Raw genomic sequence first — 13,860 nt, 5'->3', positions numbered from 1 at the left:
TCGGTCAAGAACCGGTAAAGGTCAACTGTTCAACAACAGTCGGACATCGGTGACCTCGGCTCAGCAGCCCCACTGACCTCAAGGACCTCAGCCGTCTCAGCTCCGCCGCAGCATACGGGTCGCCCCCGCCGCCACCGTCGTCGCCAGGATCCAGCCCAGCAGGATCATCGCCGCGGCCAGCCACTGCCAGGCGCCGCTCAGCTGCCAGAACCCGACCTGGCCCAGGTCGATGACCGGCAGCAGCAGGTCGAGGGCGAACAGGGCCGGGTTCCAGGTCGGATGCTCGCCGCCCTTCAGCGGTGGATGGTCGGCGTGTGCGAAGGCCACCGAACTGGCCGCCCACAGCACCGCCATCCACACGGCGGCGCGACCCGGCCGATAGCCGTAGGCGACCATCCAGTCCTGCGCGTATCCCCACAGCTTGGCCGCGGGCGGCAGCGTCTCGCGGCGTCGGCGCTGCTTGGCGAGCAGCACCTCGCGCGCGTCCTCGTCCTCACCGCCGTTGCGCAGGACGGAGGCCAGTAGCTCGTACGGCTCCGGGTTGTACTCGGCGGTCGCGGCGGCCACCCACTCCAGCCGCCGTTCCAGCGGGAACGGGCCGCGCGGCACGAGGTTCTCGTAGCTGAAGCCGCCCATGTGCAGCAGACCCGGGCCGGGCCAGGCGTCCGCCCGGTCCATCAGGTTGACCACCCGCGCCCCCGAGAGCGCCACCCGGCCGCGCTCCGGCCGCTCCCCGAGGAAGCGCAGCTCGGGCGTCTGGATGCGGCGCAGGGACAGCTCCTGCTCGTCGGTGAAGGTGAACCGGGCCCGCTCCAGGTCGACCGCGTCCCCGAACCGCCCGTCGTCCAGGCGTACCCCGCCCTGGCACGCGAAGCGCTGGATGCGCGTCCCGTGCGCGGGGGTGCGGCCGCTCAGCAGCGGACTGCCGACGCCCGCCGGGGTCAGATACAGCGTGCGTCCGACGGTCAGCTGGGGGGCGTTCAGCGCGAGCCGGGTGTACGGGTTGACCAGCCGCGCGCCCCGCAGGCTCAGCGACACGCCGATGTTGGCGCCGCGCAGGCTCAGCTCGCCGTGCGACTCCAGCATCTCGGCCTGCAGGTCCTGGCCGACGCTGATGCCGTCCGCGGCGATCGAGCGGCCGCTGCGGTCGCGGTACACGATCGCCTGGTTGAGCAGCAGATCCGTGCCGATCTGCGCGTCGGTGAGGCGGATGCCGCCCTGGAAGCGGCAGCGCGGCAGATGCAGGTCACCCTCGGTGTGCACCCGGGCCGCCTCCAGCCGCGGCACCGCGCAGTCCACCAGCCGCACGGTCGTGAAGTGGGCCTCCGGCAGCCGGATCTCCTGGTCGAAGCGGCAGCCGCGCATCTCGACGTACGGCACCACCGTGCCGCCCGCGAGGTCCATCGCGTCGCTGATCCGTACGCCGACGAGCTTCAGCGAGGACACCCGGCCGGCCAGGGCGGGCGGGCCGTCCAGCAGCAGCCAGCAGATGATCCGCGCGCGTACGGTCCGCTCGTCTCCCCAGGGATGCCCGCCGTGCGGATCGTCGACGACCGTGTCGCCGCTGCTCAGGTCGTACACGCTGCCGTTGCGGAAGGCCTGCCACATGCCGAGTTCGGCGGCGGTCAGGTCGTTCGGCAGGTCGTCCGGCAGGTCTCCGTCGCGGAGGCCGGCACCTTCGGTCACGTTTCGCCCATCCCCCTCATCTACTCATGGGTTCGTACAACTGTTCATGCCCGCTGAGTGACGCCCCGAACGCTAGACGTGAAGGTGATCTTCCGGGTTCCCGGAGGGATCTGTATCAGCCATTGATACGCGCGAACGACGCCGGACATGGGTCTGAGAGAATTGAGCCCGTGATCTCCCGAATCGATCTGCGCGGCGACGCCCTTCCCGAGGGCCCCGCCCTGCGCGACCTGCTGCCCCGAGCCGACTTCGACGTCTCGGCCGCCCTGGAGAAGGTGCGTCCGATCTGCGAGGCCGTGCATCATCGGGGCGACGCGGCGCTGATCGACTTCGCCGAGAAGTTCGACGGGGTCAAGCTCGACCAGGTGCGGGTGCCCGCAGCGGCGCTCACGCGCGCGTTGGAGGAGCTCGACCCGGCCGTGCGCGCGGCCCTGGAGGAGTCCATCCGCCGTGCCCGTCTCGTCCACCGCGAACAGCGCCGTACGGCCCACACGACCCAGGTCGTGCCCGGCGGCAGCGTGACCGGGAAGTGGGTGCCGGTCGACCGTGTCGGGCTGTACGCGCCCGGCGGCCGGTCGGTCTACCCGTCCTCCGTGATCATGAACGTGGTGCCCGCGCAGGAAGCGGGGGTCGAGTCGATCGCCCTCGCCTCCCCGGCCCAGGCCGAGTTCGGGGGCCTCCCGCACCCGACGATCCTCGCCGCCTGCGCGCTGCTCGGTGTCGACGAGGTCTACGCCGCCGGTGGCGCGACCGCCGTCGCGATGTTCGCGTACGGCACCGAGTCCTGCCCGCCGGCCAACATGGTCACCGGCCCCGGCAACATCTGGGTCGCCGCCGCCAAGCGCTACTTCACCGGCAAGATCGGCATCGACGCCGAGGCGGGCCCGACCGAGATCGCGATCCTGGCCGACTCCACCGCCGACCCGGTGCACGTCGCCTCCGACCTGATCAGCCAGGCCGAGCACGACCCGCTCGCCGCCGCCGTCCTCGTCACCGACTCCGTCGAGCTCGCGGACGCGGTGGAGAAGGAGCTGGAGCCGCAGGTCGCGGCCAGCAAGCACATCGACGACCGGATCGTCCCGGCCCTCAAGGGCAGGCAGTCCGCGATCGTGCTGGTCGACGGGGTCGACGAGGGCCTGCGGGTCGTGGACGCCTACGGCGCCGAGCACCTGGAGATCCAGACGGCGGACGCTGCCGCGGTGGCCGACCGCGTGCGGAACGCGGGCGCCATCTTCATCGGCCCCTGGGCACCGGTGTCGCTGGGCGACTACGCGGCCGGCTCCAACCACGTCCTGCCGACCGGCGGTTGCGCCTGCCACTCCTCCGGGCTGTCCGTCCAGTCCTTCCTGCGCGGCATCCACATCGTCGATTACACCAAGGACGCGCTGGCCGAGGTCGCGCATCACGTGGTCACGCTGGCGGAGGCGGAGGACCTGCCGGCACACGGTGCGGCGATCAAGGCTCGGTTCGGTTGGAAGGTACCCGGAAGCAAGTGACTGGCATCGACGATCTCCCCGTACGGGACGAACTGCGCGGCAAGTCCCCTTACGGCGCGCCCCAGTTGGACGTGCCCGTACGGCTGAACATCAATGAGAACCCCTACCCGCTGCCCGAGCCGCTGGTCGAACGGATCGCCGAGCGCGTCCGCGAGGCGGCCCGGAACCTCAACCGGTACCCGGACCGGGACGCGGTCGAGCTGCGCACCCAGCTCGCCAAGTACCTGACGGACACGTCCGGCTACCAGGTCGGCCTGGCGAACGTCTGGGCGGCCAACGGCTCCAACGAGGTCATCCAGCAGCTGCTGCAGACCTTCGGCGGGCCCGGCCGTACGGCCATCGGCTTCGAGCCGTCGTACTCGATGCACGGCCTCATCGCGCGTGGCACCGGCACCGGTTGGATCTCGGGTCCGCGCAACGAGGACTTCACGATCGACCTCGCCGCCGCCGAGAAGGCCATCGCCGAGCACCGGCCGGACGTCGTCTTCATCACCACCCCCAACAACCCCACGGGCAACGCGGTCCCGCCCGAGACGGTCCTCGCCCTGTACGAGGCCGCGCAGGCGGCCAAGCCGTCGATGGTCGTGGTCGACGAGGCGTACATCGAGTTCAGCCACGGCGACTCGCTGCTGCCACTGCTCGAAGGTCGGCCGAATCTCGTCGTCTCCCGCACGATGTCCAAGGCCTTCGGCGCCGCCGGCCTGCGCCTCGGCTATCTCGCCGCGCACCCGGCCGTGGTGGACGCCGTCCAGCTCGTACGGCTGCCCTACCACCTGTCGGCCGTCACCCAGGCGACCGCTCTGGCCGCCCTGGAGCACACGGACACGCTGCTGAAGTACGTCGAGCAGCTGAAGTCGGAGCGGGACCGGCTGGTGAGCGAGTTGCGAGCGGCCGGATACGAGGTCGTGGAGTCCGACGCGAACTTCGTGCAGTTCGGGCGGTTCGACGACGAGGGCGGCTCCCACGCCGCCTGGCAGAAGATCCTCGACCGGGGTGTGCTGGTCCGGGACAACGGCATTCCGGGGTGGCTGCGGGTCAGCGCCGGAACCCCGGAGGAGAACGACGCGTTCCTCGACGCGGTACGTGAACTGATGAAGGAGCAGAGCGCATGACTCGCGAAGGCCGCGTCGGAAGAATCGAGCGGGTCACCAAGGAGACGTCGGTGCTCGTCGAGATCGGTCTCGACGGCAGCGGCAAGGTCGATGTGTCGACCGGCGTCGGTTTCTACGACCACATGCTCGACCAGCTCGGCCGGCACGGTCTGTTCGACCTGACCGTGAAGACCGAGGGCGACCTGCACATCGACTCGCACCACACCATCGAGGACACCGCCCTCGCGCTGGGCGCCGCCTTCAAGCAGGCGCTCGGCGACAAGGTGGGGATCTATCGATTCGGCAACTGCACGGTCCCGCTGGACGAGTCCCTCGCCCAGGTCACCGTCGACCTGTCCGGCCGCCCGTACCTCGTGCACACCGAGCCCGAGAACATGGCGCCGATGATCGGCGAGTACGACACCACGATGACCCGGCACATCCTGGAGTCCTTCGTCGCCCAGGCCCAGATCGCGCTGCACGTGCACGTGCCGTACGGGCGCAACGCCCACCACATCGTGGAGTGCCAGTTCAAGGCGCTGGCCCGGGCCCTGCGGTACGCCTCCGAGCGCGACCCGCGCGCGGCCGGCATCCTGCCCTCCACGAAGGGCGCGCTGTGAACGGCCTTTCCACGGTCCTGATCGTCGTCGGCCTCTTCCTCGTCGGCGGGATCATCTCCTTCGCCAAGCAGCAGATGCCGAGGAGCCTCATCGTGCTGCTGTCGATCGGCGCCGCGATGTGTCTCGTCGCGGGCATCCTGAGGCTGGAGGTGTGGAACTGATGAGCACTGTCTCGAAGAAGGTCGTCGTCTTCGACTACGGCTTCGGCAACGTCCGCTCCGCCGAACGCGCCCTCGCGCGCGCGGGAGCCGACGTCGAGATCACCCGTGACTTCGACAAGGCCATGAACGCCGACGGCCTGCTGGTGCCGGGCGTCGGCGCCTTCGCGGCCTGCATGCAGGGCCTGAAGGAGGCGCGCGGCGACTGGGTCGTCGAGCGACGGCTGGCCGGGGGGCGCCCGGTGATGGGCATCTGCGTCGGCATGCAGATCCTGTTCGCGCGGGGCATCGAGCACGGCGTCGAGACCGAGGGCCTCGGCGAGTGGCCCGGCTCGGTCGAGCCGCTGCAGGCCGACATCGTGCCCCACATGGGCTGGAACACCGTGGACGTGGCGGCCGGCACCGAGCTGTTCGCCGGCCTGGACGCGGACGCGCGCTTCTACTTCGTGCACTCCTACGCGGTCCACGACTGGGCCCTGGAGGTGCACAACCCGCTGATGCAGGCTCCCAAGGTCACCTGGTCGACGCACGGCAAGCCCTTCGTGGCCGCCGTGGAGAACGGCGCCCTGTGGGCCACGCAGTTCCACCCCGAGAAGTCCGGCGACGCCGGAGCGCAGCTGCTCACCAACTGGATCGGAACCCTGTAGAGACATGGCCAAGCTCGAACTCCTCCCCGCCGTCGACGTCCGCGACGGCCAGGCCGTCCGCCTCGTGCACGGCGAGTCCGGCACCGAGACCTCCTACGGCTCTCCGCTGGAGGCCGCCCTCGCCTGGCAGCGGTCGGGCGCCGAGTGGCTGCACCTGGTCGACCTGGACGCCGCCTTCGGCACGGGCGACAACCGTGAGCTGATCGCCGAGGTCGCGAAGGCGATGGACATCAAGGTGGAGCTGTCCGGCGGCATCCGCGACGACGCCTCCCTGGCCGCCGCGCTCGCCACGGGCTGCACGCGTGTGAACCTCGGCACGGCCGCTCTGGAGACCCCCGAGTGGGTCGCCAAGGTCATCGCCGAGCACGGCGACAAGATCGCCGTCGGCCTCGACGTACGCGGCACGACCCTGCGCGGCCGCGGCTGGACCCGCGACGGCGGCGACCTCTACGAGACGCTGGAGCGCCTCAACAGCGAGGGCTGCGCGCGCTACGTCGTCACGGACATCGCCAAGGACGGCACGCTGCAGGGCCCGAACCTGGAGCTGCTGAAGAACGTCTGCGCGGCGACGGACCGCCCGGTGGTCGCCTCCGGCGGTGTCTCGTCCCTGGACGACCTGCGGGCCATCGCCGAGCTGGTGCCCCTCGGTGTCGAGGGCTCCATCGTCGGGAAGGCCCTGTACGCGAAGGCGTTCACCTTGGAAGAGGCCCTGGAGGCGGTAGCCGAGTGAGCGACGTACGACGCGTCACGACGGGCGCGCCCTGGGAGGACGCCTTCGGCTACGCCCGGGCGGTCGAACTGCCGAACGGCCTGGTGCTGGTCTCCGGCTGCACGTCCATAGTGGACGGCCAGATCGCCGGAGGCGGTCCGTACGAGCAGACGGTCAACGCCTTCAACGTCGCGTTCGCGGCGTTGAAGCAGTTGGGGCTCGGCCGCGACGACGTCGTACGTACGCGCATGTACATCACCCACGCCCGGGACGTGGACGAGGTCGGACGCGCTCACAAGGAGCTGTTCGACTCGGTCCGGCCCGCCACATCCATGATCATCGTCTCCGGCTTCGTGGACCCCAGCCTGGTCGTCGAGGTCGAGGTGGAGGCGTACCGAGAGGCACCCCAGTCATGACCCTGGCCGTACGAGTCATCCCCTGCCTGGACGTGGACAACGGCCGGGTCGTCAAGGGCGTCAACTTCCAGAACCTGCGCGACGCGGGCGACCCCGTCGAGATGGCCAAGGTGTACGACGCCGAGGGCGCCGACGAGCTGACGTTCCTGGACATCACCGCCTCGTCGGGCAACCGCGAGACCACGTACGACGTGGTGCGCCGTACGGCCGAGCAGGTGTTCATCCCGCTGACGGTCGGCGGCGGCGTCCGCACGGCCGAGGACGTGGACAAGCTGCTGCGCGCGGGCGCCGACAAGGTGGGCGTCAACACCGCCGCCATCGCCCGGCCCGAGCTGATCCGTGAGATCGCCGAGCGCTTCGGGCGGCAGGTGCTGGTGCTGTCGGTGGACGCGCGGCGCACCCCCGAGGGCACCTTCGAGGTCACCACCCACGGCGGCCGCAAGGGCACCGGCATCGACGCCGTCGAGTGGGCGCACCGCGCCGCCGAGCTGGGGGCGGGCGAGATCCTGCTCAACTCGATGGACGCGGACGGCACGAAGGACGGCTACGACCTCGAGATGATCGAGGCGGTACGCAAGCACGTGACGGTCCCGGTCATCGCCTCCGGCGGCGCCGGCAAGCTCGCCGACTTCGCACCGGCCGTCGAGGCGGGCGCGGACGCGGTGCTCGCGGCGTCCGTGTTCCACTTCGGGGATCTGCGGATCGGCGAGGTGAAGCAGGCGTTGCGGGAGGCGGGGCACCCCGTCCGCTGACACCGGGCTGAGCCCCGGTCGCGCTCGACGCGGCCGGGGCTTTCTCGTGGGCAGATACGAAAGGGAAATTGCGCAAAATCTATTGTGCAACTTTCCTTTCGTATCTACGGTGGGGGCATGACAGGCAGCGAAAGAGACCGCCGGATCACGGACCTGGGCACCCTCAAGGCGCTCGCCCACCCGTTGCGGATGAACCTTCTGCGAGGGCTGACGATCGCCCAGGTCGCCACCGCCTCACAGCTCGCCGAGCAGGTCGACGAGGCGGTCTCACTGGTCAGTTACCACCTGCGCAAGCTCGCCGAGCACGGGCTCATCGAGGAGGCCGAGCCGCAGAGCGCGGACGGTCGCGAGCGGTGGTGGCGGCCCGCCTCGGACGGCGTGAGCATCCGCGACGAGGACTTCCGCGACGCCCCGGAGAAGGCGGCCGCGCACACGGCCGCGAGCAGGCTCTTCGCCGAGCAGCGCACGGACATGTACCGACGCTGGCTCGACGAGCGGGCCCACTGGGGCCCCGAGTGGAACCGGGCGGCCGAGTCCTCCGAGTCCAACCTGCGTCTCACGGCGGACGAACTGGTCGAGCTGAACAAGGAGTTGCTCGCCCTGCTCCGCCGGTACGACGAGCAGGGCCGCGCCGCCGACGCCGCAGGAGAGACCGAGGGGCGCGAGAACGTCGCGCTGCACACGTACGCCTTCCCGTTCCGGACCTGAGAGGACCGACGTGCCTTCGACGCTCACCGCCCCAGAGGCCACACCGGTCGCGGAGCGCCCCGCCCACCGCGACCCCAACGTCCTGCGCTGGCTCGCCGCCTACACCTCCTCGATGATCGGCGACAGCGTCTACTACATCGCCCTGTCCTGGGCGGCCGTACAGGCCGGTTCGCCGTCCCAGGCCGGAGTGGTCATGGCGGTGAGCGCCGTGCCGCGGGCGCTGCTGATGCTGGGTGGGGGAGTGATCGCCGACCGGCTCGGGCCGCGCAAGGTCGTCATCGGCAGCGACGCGGTGCGGTGCGCGGCCGTCCTCGCGGTGGCCGGGCTGCTGTTCCTCACCACCCCGGGCCTGTGGCCGCTGGCCGCGCTCGCCCTGGTCTTCGGCACCGTCGACGCCGTGTTCATGCCGGCCGTGGGCGCGCTCCCCGCGCGCGTGACGACACGCGACCAGCTCGCGCGCGTGCAGGGCATGCGAGGTCTCGGGATCCGCTTCGCGAGCGTCATCGGCGCTCCGCTCGGCGGTCTCGGGGTCGCGGTCGGGGGCGCGGCGGCCGCGTTCGGCCTCGCCGGACTGCTCATCGCGGTGTCGGTGCCACTGCTGATCTCCGTGCGCGTACGTGAGCTGCCCGCCGACGACAAGGCGGCCGCGCAGGCCGGCACCGCCTGGCGCGATCTGGTGGCCGGCCTCGGCTACATCCGCCGCCACCAGGTGCTCGCTCCGCTGATGCTGGCCATCGCCCTCGGCGACCTCGGCTTCGTCGGCCCGCTCAACGTCGGCCTGACCCTGCTGGCCGACGAGCGCGGCTGGGGTGCCTCCGGAATGGGCTGGGTGCTCGCCGGTTTCGGCGTCGGCGCGGGTGCCGCGTCCCTGCTGCTGACCGTGCGCGGACGCCTGCCGCACGCCGGGCAGGTGGCGGGGTACACGATCCTCGCCGGGTCGTTCGCGATCGGCGCCCTGGCCTTCGTGCCCGGCGTGGTCGCCGCCGTCGGGGTCGCCCTGCTCATCGGACTGCTCGCCGGGCTCAGCGGCGCCATGTGCGGCGCCCTGCTGCAGACCCAGGCCGACGCCGCCTACCTGGGCCGCGTCACCGCCGTCTCCGGGCTGGTCAGCCTCGGATTCGCGCCGCTCAGCATGCCCCTGTCTGCCACCGCCATCGGCGCCTGGGGCACCGGCCCGGTCTTCGTGGTCAGCGCGGCGGTGTGCGGGCTGGGCGGAGTGATCGCCCTGTGCGTGCCCGGTCTGCGCCGCGCCGAACTCCCGAAGTGACCTCTCAGATCCCCAGCTGCTTGCCCTCGTGCAGCTTGGCGATCGCGTCCTTGTCGCCGTCCAGCTCGACCTTGGCGGCGCTCTGGCGGCCGTAGGAGAACATCAGCAGCTCCGACGGCTCGCCGGTCACCGTGACGACCGGCGTGCCCCGGTGGGCGACCGCCGTCTGGCCGTCGGGGCGGCGCAGCACCAGGCCTGTGGGTGCGCTGCGGCCCATCAGGCGGGCGGAGCGCTCCAGGCGCGACCAGAGGGCGTCCTGGAACACCGGATCGAGTTCGCGCGCCGTCCAGTCCGGCTGGGCCCGGCGGACGTCCTCCGTGTGGACGTAGAACTCGATCGTGTTCGACGCCTCGTCGATCTGCTTGAGCTGGAAGGGCGAGAAGCGCGGCGGGCCGGTGCGGATGAGTTGGATCAGCTCCTCGTACGGCTTCGCCGCGAACTCCTCCATCGCCCTGTCCAGGCGTGGCGCGAGCGGCTTGATCAGAATGCCGGCGGCAGCGTCGGGGCGGCGCTCGCGCACCACTACGTGCGCGGCGAGATCACGGGTCGTCCAGCCCTCGCAGAGGGTGGGGGCGTCCGGGCCCTCGGCCTCCAAGAGGTCGGCCAGGAGAAGTCGTTCACGCTTGGCGAAGGTCGACATGCAGTCAGCCTACGACCACGTACGAGGTCCGCCCAATGGACGGTCACCCAGGGTTGTCAGTGGCGCGCGGCACAATGGCAGGCATGACCACGAGCACGCCCAGCCAGCCCAGTCGGCTGGACCCCGAGATCGCCGCGCGCCTCAAGCGCAGCGCGGACGGGCTCCTGCCCGCCATCGCCCAGCAGTACGACACCGGAGAGGTGCTGATGCTCGGCTGGATGGACGACGAGGCGTTGCATCGCACGCTCACCACCGGCCGCTGCACCTACTGGTCGCGCAGCCGTCAGGAGTACTGGGTCAAGGGCGACACCTCCGGCCACTTCCAGTGGGTCAAGTCCGTCGCCCTCGACTGCGACGCCGACACCGTGCTCGTCAAGGTCGACCAGGTCGGCGCCGCCTGCCACACCGGCGCGCGCACCTGCTTCGACGTGGATGTGCTGCTCAAGGACGCCGATTCCGGCGTACCGGCCACGGATCAGTAAGGTCAGCCGCCATGGACCTCGAGACCTTCCGCAAGCTGGCCACCGACCGCCGTGTCATTCCGGTCACCCGCAAGCTCCTCGCCGACGGCGACACCCCGGTCGCCCTCTACCGCAAGCTCGCTGCCGAGCGCCCCGGCACCTTCCTGCTGGAGTCCGCGGAGAACGGCCGCTCCTGGTCCCGCTATTCGTTCGTGGGCGTACGGTCCGCGGCGACGCTCACCGAGCGCGACGGGCAGGCCCACTGGCTCGGTACCCCGCCCGTCGGCGTCCCCGCCGGGGGCGACCCGCTCGCCGCCCTGCGCGCCACCATCGAGGCCCTGCACACCCCGCGCGACCTCGCCCACGACCTGAACCTGCCGCCCTTCACCGGCGGCATGGTCGGCTACCTCGGCTACGACATCGTGCGCCGCCTGGAGAAGATCGGCCCCGGCGAGCGGGACGACCTGGGGCTGCCCGAGCTGACCATGCTGCTCACCAGTGACCTCGCCGTCATGGACCACTGGGAGGGCTCGGTCCTGCTGATCGCCAACGCGATCAACCACAACGACCTCGACACCGGTGTCGACGAGGCCTACGCGGACGCGATCGCCCGCCTCGACGCCATGCAGGCCGACCTCTCGCGCGCGGTCGCCCAGCCCCCGGCCGTGCTCCCGCCCTCCGAGCTCCCCGACTACACCGCCCTGTGGGGCGGCGAGGACTTCCAGGAGGCCGTCGAGGACATCAAGGAGCGCATCCGGGCCGGCGAGGCCTTCCAGGTGGTCCCCTCCCAGCGCTTCGAAACGCCGTGCACGGCAAGCGCGTTGGACGTCTACCGGGTGCTGCGGGCGACCAATCCCTCGCCGTACATGTACCTGTTCCGCTTCGACGGCTTCGACGTCGTCGGCTCCTCGCCGGAAGCGCTCGTGAAGGTCGAGGACGGGCAGGCGATGGTCCACCCCATCGCCGGGACGCGGTGGCGCGGCGCCACCCCGCAGGAGGACCAGGCCCTCGCCGACGAGCTGCTCGCCGACCCCAAGGAGCGCGCCGAGCACCTCATGCTGGTCGACCTGGGCCGCAACGACCTGGGCCGGGTCTGCGAACCCGGCTCCGTCGAGGTCGTCGACTTCATGTCCATCGAGCGGTACTCCCACGTGATGCACATCGTCTCGACCGTGACGGGACGCGTGGCACCCGGCCGCACGGCCTTCGACGTCCTGACGGCCTGCTTCCCGGCCGGCACCCTCTCCGGCGCCCCCAAGCCCCGCGCGATGCAGATCATCGACGAACTGGAGCCGTCCAGGCGGGGGTTGTACGGCGGCTGCGTCGGCTACCTCGACTTCGCGGGCGACTCCGACACCGCCATCGCGATCCGTACGGCCCTGCTGCGCGACGGCACGGCGTACGTCCAGGCGGGCGCGGGCATCGTCGCCGACTCGGACCCGGTCGCCGAGGACACCGAATGCCGGAACAAGGCGGCGGCGGTACTGCGGGCGGTACACACCGCGAACCGACTCACGTGAACCCGGGTGGCCCTCTCATCCGAACCCCGGGTGACTGATCGTTCGGGGTTCGGGTGATAGTGGAGTACGTGACTGCTGTACCGCACCCCCGTTCCGAAGCCCCCGGTTCCGCCCGGGCCGGCCGTATGAGTCTCGCCGTCGCCCTGCTGTGCGGGGCGCTCGGCGCGGTCGTGGCGCTGCTCGCCACCCGGCAGCGCTGGTCGGAGGGCACCGTGACGGTGGCCGACGGCCCGTTCCCGCTGATTGCCAAGGGCAGCGACGTCACCGGCGTCCCCGCGGCCCTGGCCATAGTGGGGCTGGCCGCGCTCGTCGCCGTCTTCGCCGTCCGCCGGGCCGGCCGCTTCATGGTCGCCGGCCTGCTCGCGCTCTCCGGCGCCGGCACCGTCGCAGCGGCCCTGCTCGGCGCTTCCGACAGCTCCGCGCTCGACGAGAAGGCCGCGCAGGCCTCCGGCGACACCTCGGCCACCGTCCAGGCCCTCACACACACCGCCTGGCCGTACGTCGCGGCCGCCGGTGGCGCCCTGATCCTGCTCGCCGGGCTACTGGCCCTGCGCTACGGCCGGCTGTGGCCCGGGATGTCCGGCCGCTACGAGCGCGGCGGCACCCCCCGGCCGCGCCGCAAGGCCGAGGCCACCGACCCCGACCGGCCCGAGGAGCTCTGGAAGGCCCTCGACCGGGGCGAGGACCCGACCGGCGCGTAGCACTCCGCGGGGAGGCCGGTAATCCACCTGCGGCCGGTGGAGGTTGGTCGCGCAGTTCCTCGCGCCCCCTGGGTTGGCTGCCCTTCCCGGCGTCGACTCAAGAGGGCTACCCCCGATCACCTCAGGCTCACGCGTGCGCGACAATGGCAGCGAGCTTCCGGCTCGGACATGTACTTCAGCAACGAGGAGCAAGCAATGGCGGGCAGCAGCCACGGTCACACCCCGGCCGCCTGGACCGGTGTCACGATCGCCTTCATCGGTTTCTGCGTCTCGGGCGCCTTCATGGTGATGGCCCAGCCCGCGGGTTTCTGGGCCGGCATGGGCGTCGTGGTCCTCGGCGGCGTCGTCGGCTGGATCATGAGCGCGATGGGCATGGGCCAGCCGAAGGACGCTCACAAGGCGCTGCTCATGACGCAGGAGCGCGAGGCGGCGGCCGTCGAGAGCTGAGTGGTCGTACGACTTCGCTGAGGGGCGACCCGGCACCGGCGCGGTGCCAGGGAGCGCCCCTCACGCGCGTTCGGGGGGGCACAATGCAACACGTGAACGCCGACAACCGGAGGCCGACCCGGCCCGGTGCCGCGCTGGGGCGACTGGCCGTTCCGGCGGGGGTGCTCGCCGTCGTCGTCGGGGCCTTCGCGTACGTCGGCGCCGTGGACCCGAACGAGCCCGGTCACTACCCCGCCTGCCCGCTGCTGCAGTACACCGGCATCTACTGCCCCGGCTGCGGCGGACTCCGCAGTGCGCACGCGGTCGTCCACGGGGACTTCCTGGCGGCGCTCCAGGACAACGCGATGGCGGTCACCGGCTATGTGCTCTTCGCCGTGGTGTGGACCGTATGGGTGGTCCGTGCGGTGCGGGGGCGGCCGCTCAGGATCGATCCCGGGCCGGTGCAGCTGTGGACCGCGGGCGCGTTGCTGCTGGTCTTCACGGTTGTCCGGAACCTGCCCTTCGGTGGCTGGCTACACCCTTGATCAACTGGAGAACGTCC

17 protein-coding genes are annotated in these 13,860 nt (G+C 71.2%); 15 read left to right on the top strand and 2 right to left on the bottom strand.

Features of this window, described 5'->3' with window-relative positions; genetic code table 11:
• Positions 1-96: 96 nt before the first annotated feature.
• On the bottom strand, positions 97-1,686 hold the full coding sequence (locus PBV52_RS11715) for an oxidoreductase (RefSeq protein ID WP_274238262.1): 1,590 nt from the start codon (positions 1,684-1,686) through the stop codon (positions 97-99).
• A gap of 170 nt (positions 1,687-1,856) precedes the next feature.
• Here PBV52_RS11715 and hisD point away from each other — a divergent pair, with 170 nt between their 5' ends.
• The 10 genes from hisD (at position 1,857) to PBV52_RS11665 (ending at position 9,550) form a co-directional block, all read left to right on the top strand.
• The gene (gene hisD / locus PBV52_RS11710; protein ID WP_274238261.1) at positions 1,857-3,182 is read left to right on the top strand and encodes a histidinol dehydrogenase; all 1,326 of its coding nucleotides are present in this window, start codon (positions 1,857-1,859) and stop codon (positions 3,180-3,182) included.
• Positions 3,179-4,294, top strand: a complete 1,116-nt coding sequence (locus PBV52_RS11705; RefSeq protein ID WP_274238260.1) for a histidinol-phosphate transaminase — start codon at positions 3,179-3,181, stop codon at positions 4,292-4,294. Before hisD ends, PBV52_RS11705 begins: the two co-directional genes overlap by 4 nt.
• Positions 4,291-4,893 (top strand): imidazoleglycerol-phosphate dehydratase HisB, encoded by a 603-nt coding sequence (gene hisB, locus PBV52_RS11700; RefSeq protein WP_274238259.1) that lies wholly within the window; start codon positions 4,291-4,293, stop codon positions 4,891-4,893. Before PBV52_RS11705 ends, hisB begins: the two co-directional genes overlap by 4 nt.
• Positions 4,890-5,054: a hypothetical protein gene (locus PBV52_RS11695; RefSeq protein WP_062710143.1), complete on the top strand. Its 165-nt coding sequence runs from the start codon at positions 4,890-4,892 to the stop codon at positions 5,052-5,054. The genes hisB and PBV52_RS11695 overlap by 4 nt, the downstream gene beginning before the upstream one ends.
• Entirely contained in the window at positions 5,054-5,698 is a 645-nt protein-coding gene (hisH, locus tag PBV52_RS11690) for an imidazole glycerol phosphate synthase subunit HisH (protein ID WP_274238258.1), read from the top strand. The genes PBV52_RS11695 and hisH overlap by 1 nt, the downstream gene beginning before the upstream one ends.
• Before the next feature lie 4 nt (positions 5,699-5,702).
• The gene (priA, locus tag PBV52_RS11685; protein WP_274238257.1) at positions 5,703-6,428 is read left to right on the top strand and encodes a bifunctional 1-(5-phosphoribosyl)-5-((5-phosphoribosylamino)methylideneamino)imidazole-4-carboxamide isomerase/phosphoribosylanthranilate isomerase PriA; all 726 of its coding nucleotides are present in this window, start codon (positions 5,703-5,705) and stop codon (positions 6,426-6,428) included.
• The gene (locus tag PBV52_RS11680; RefSeq protein WP_274238256.1) at positions 6,425-6,823 is read left to right on the top strand and encodes a RidA family protein; all 399 of its coding nucleotides are present in this window, start codon (positions 6,425-6,427) and stop codon (positions 6,821-6,823) included. Before priA ends, PBV52_RS11680 begins: the two co-directional genes overlap by 4 nt.
• A complete protein-coding gene (hisF, locus tag PBV52_RS11675; RefSeq protein ID WP_274238255.1) occupies positions 6,820-7,575 on the top strand; it encodes an imidazole glycerol phosphate synthase subunit HisF in 756 nt (251 codons plus the stop codon). Before PBV52_RS11680 ends, hisF begins: the two co-directional genes overlap by 4 nt.
• 117 nt (positions 7,576-7,692) lie before the next feature.
• Positions 7,693-8,283 carry a transcriptional regulator gene (locus PBV52_RS11670; RefSeq protein WP_274238254.1) on the top strand — a complete coding sequence of 197 codons (591 nt, stop codon included), beginning with the start codon at positions 7,693-7,695 and terminating at the stop codon, positions 8,281-8,283.
• A gap of 10 nt (positions 8,284-8,293) precedes the next feature.
• On the top strand, positions 8,294-9,550 hold the full coding sequence (locus PBV52_RS11665; protein WP_274238253.1) for an MFS transporter: 1,257 nt from the start codon (positions 8,294-8,296) through the stop codon (positions 9,548-9,550).
• Positions 9,551-9,554: 4 nt separating this feature from the next.
• Here PBV52_RS11665 and PBV52_RS11660 read toward each other — a convergent pair whose 3' ends face one another.
• The gene (locus tag PBV52_RS11660; protein WP_274238252.1) at positions 9,555-10,190 is read right to left on the bottom strand and encodes a TIGR03085 family metal-binding protein; all 636 of its coding nucleotides are present in this window, start codon (positions 10,188-10,190) and stop codon (positions 9,555-9,557) included.
• 74 nt (positions 10,191-10,264) lie between these two features.
• Between PBV52_RS11660 and hisI the strand changes: the two genes are divergently transcribed.
• The 5 genes from hisI to PBV52_RS11635 all read left to right on the top strand — a co-directional run bounded on the left by hisI (position 10,265) and on the right by PBV52_RS11635 (position 13,843).
• Positions 10,265-10,672, top strand: a complete 408-nt coding sequence (gene hisI, locus PBV52_RS11655) for a phosphoribosyl-AMP cyclohydrolase (protein WP_373921848.1) — start codon at positions 10,265-10,267, stop codon at positions 10,670-10,672.
• Between the two features lie 11 nt (positions 10,673-10,683).
• Positions 10,684-12,171 (top strand): anthranilate synthase component I, encoded by a 1,488-nt coding sequence (locus tag PBV52_RS11650; RefSeq protein ID WP_274238250.1) that lies wholly within the window; start codon positions 10,684-10,686, stop codon positions 12,169-12,171.
• A gap of 59 nt (positions 12,172-12,230) precedes the next feature.
• Entirely contained in the window at positions 12,231-12,872 is a 642-nt protein-coding gene (locus tag PBV52_RS11645) for a TIGR02234 family membrane protein (protein ID WP_274238249.1), read from the top strand.
• 195 nt (positions 12,873-13,067) lie between these two features.
• Entirely contained in the window at positions 13,068-13,319 is a 252-nt protein-coding gene (locus tag PBV52_RS11640) for an HGxxPAAW family protein (protein ID WP_274238248.1), read from the top strand.
• Positions 13,320-13,402: 83 nt separating this feature from the next.
• Entirely contained in the window at positions 13,403-13,843 is a 441-nt protein-coding gene (locus PBV52_RS11635) for a DUF2752 domain-containing protein (RefSeq protein WP_274238247.1), read from the top strand.
• Positions 13,844-13,860 lie beyond the last annotated feature (17 nt).

It is taken from the genome of Streptomyces sp. T12 (genome assembly GCF_028736035.1).
Taxonomy (GTDB): domain Bacteria; phylum Actinomycetota; class Actinomycetes; order Streptomycetales; family Streptomycetaceae; genus Streptomyces.
This window is presented reverse-complemented; position numbering and strand designations above follow the sequence as displayed.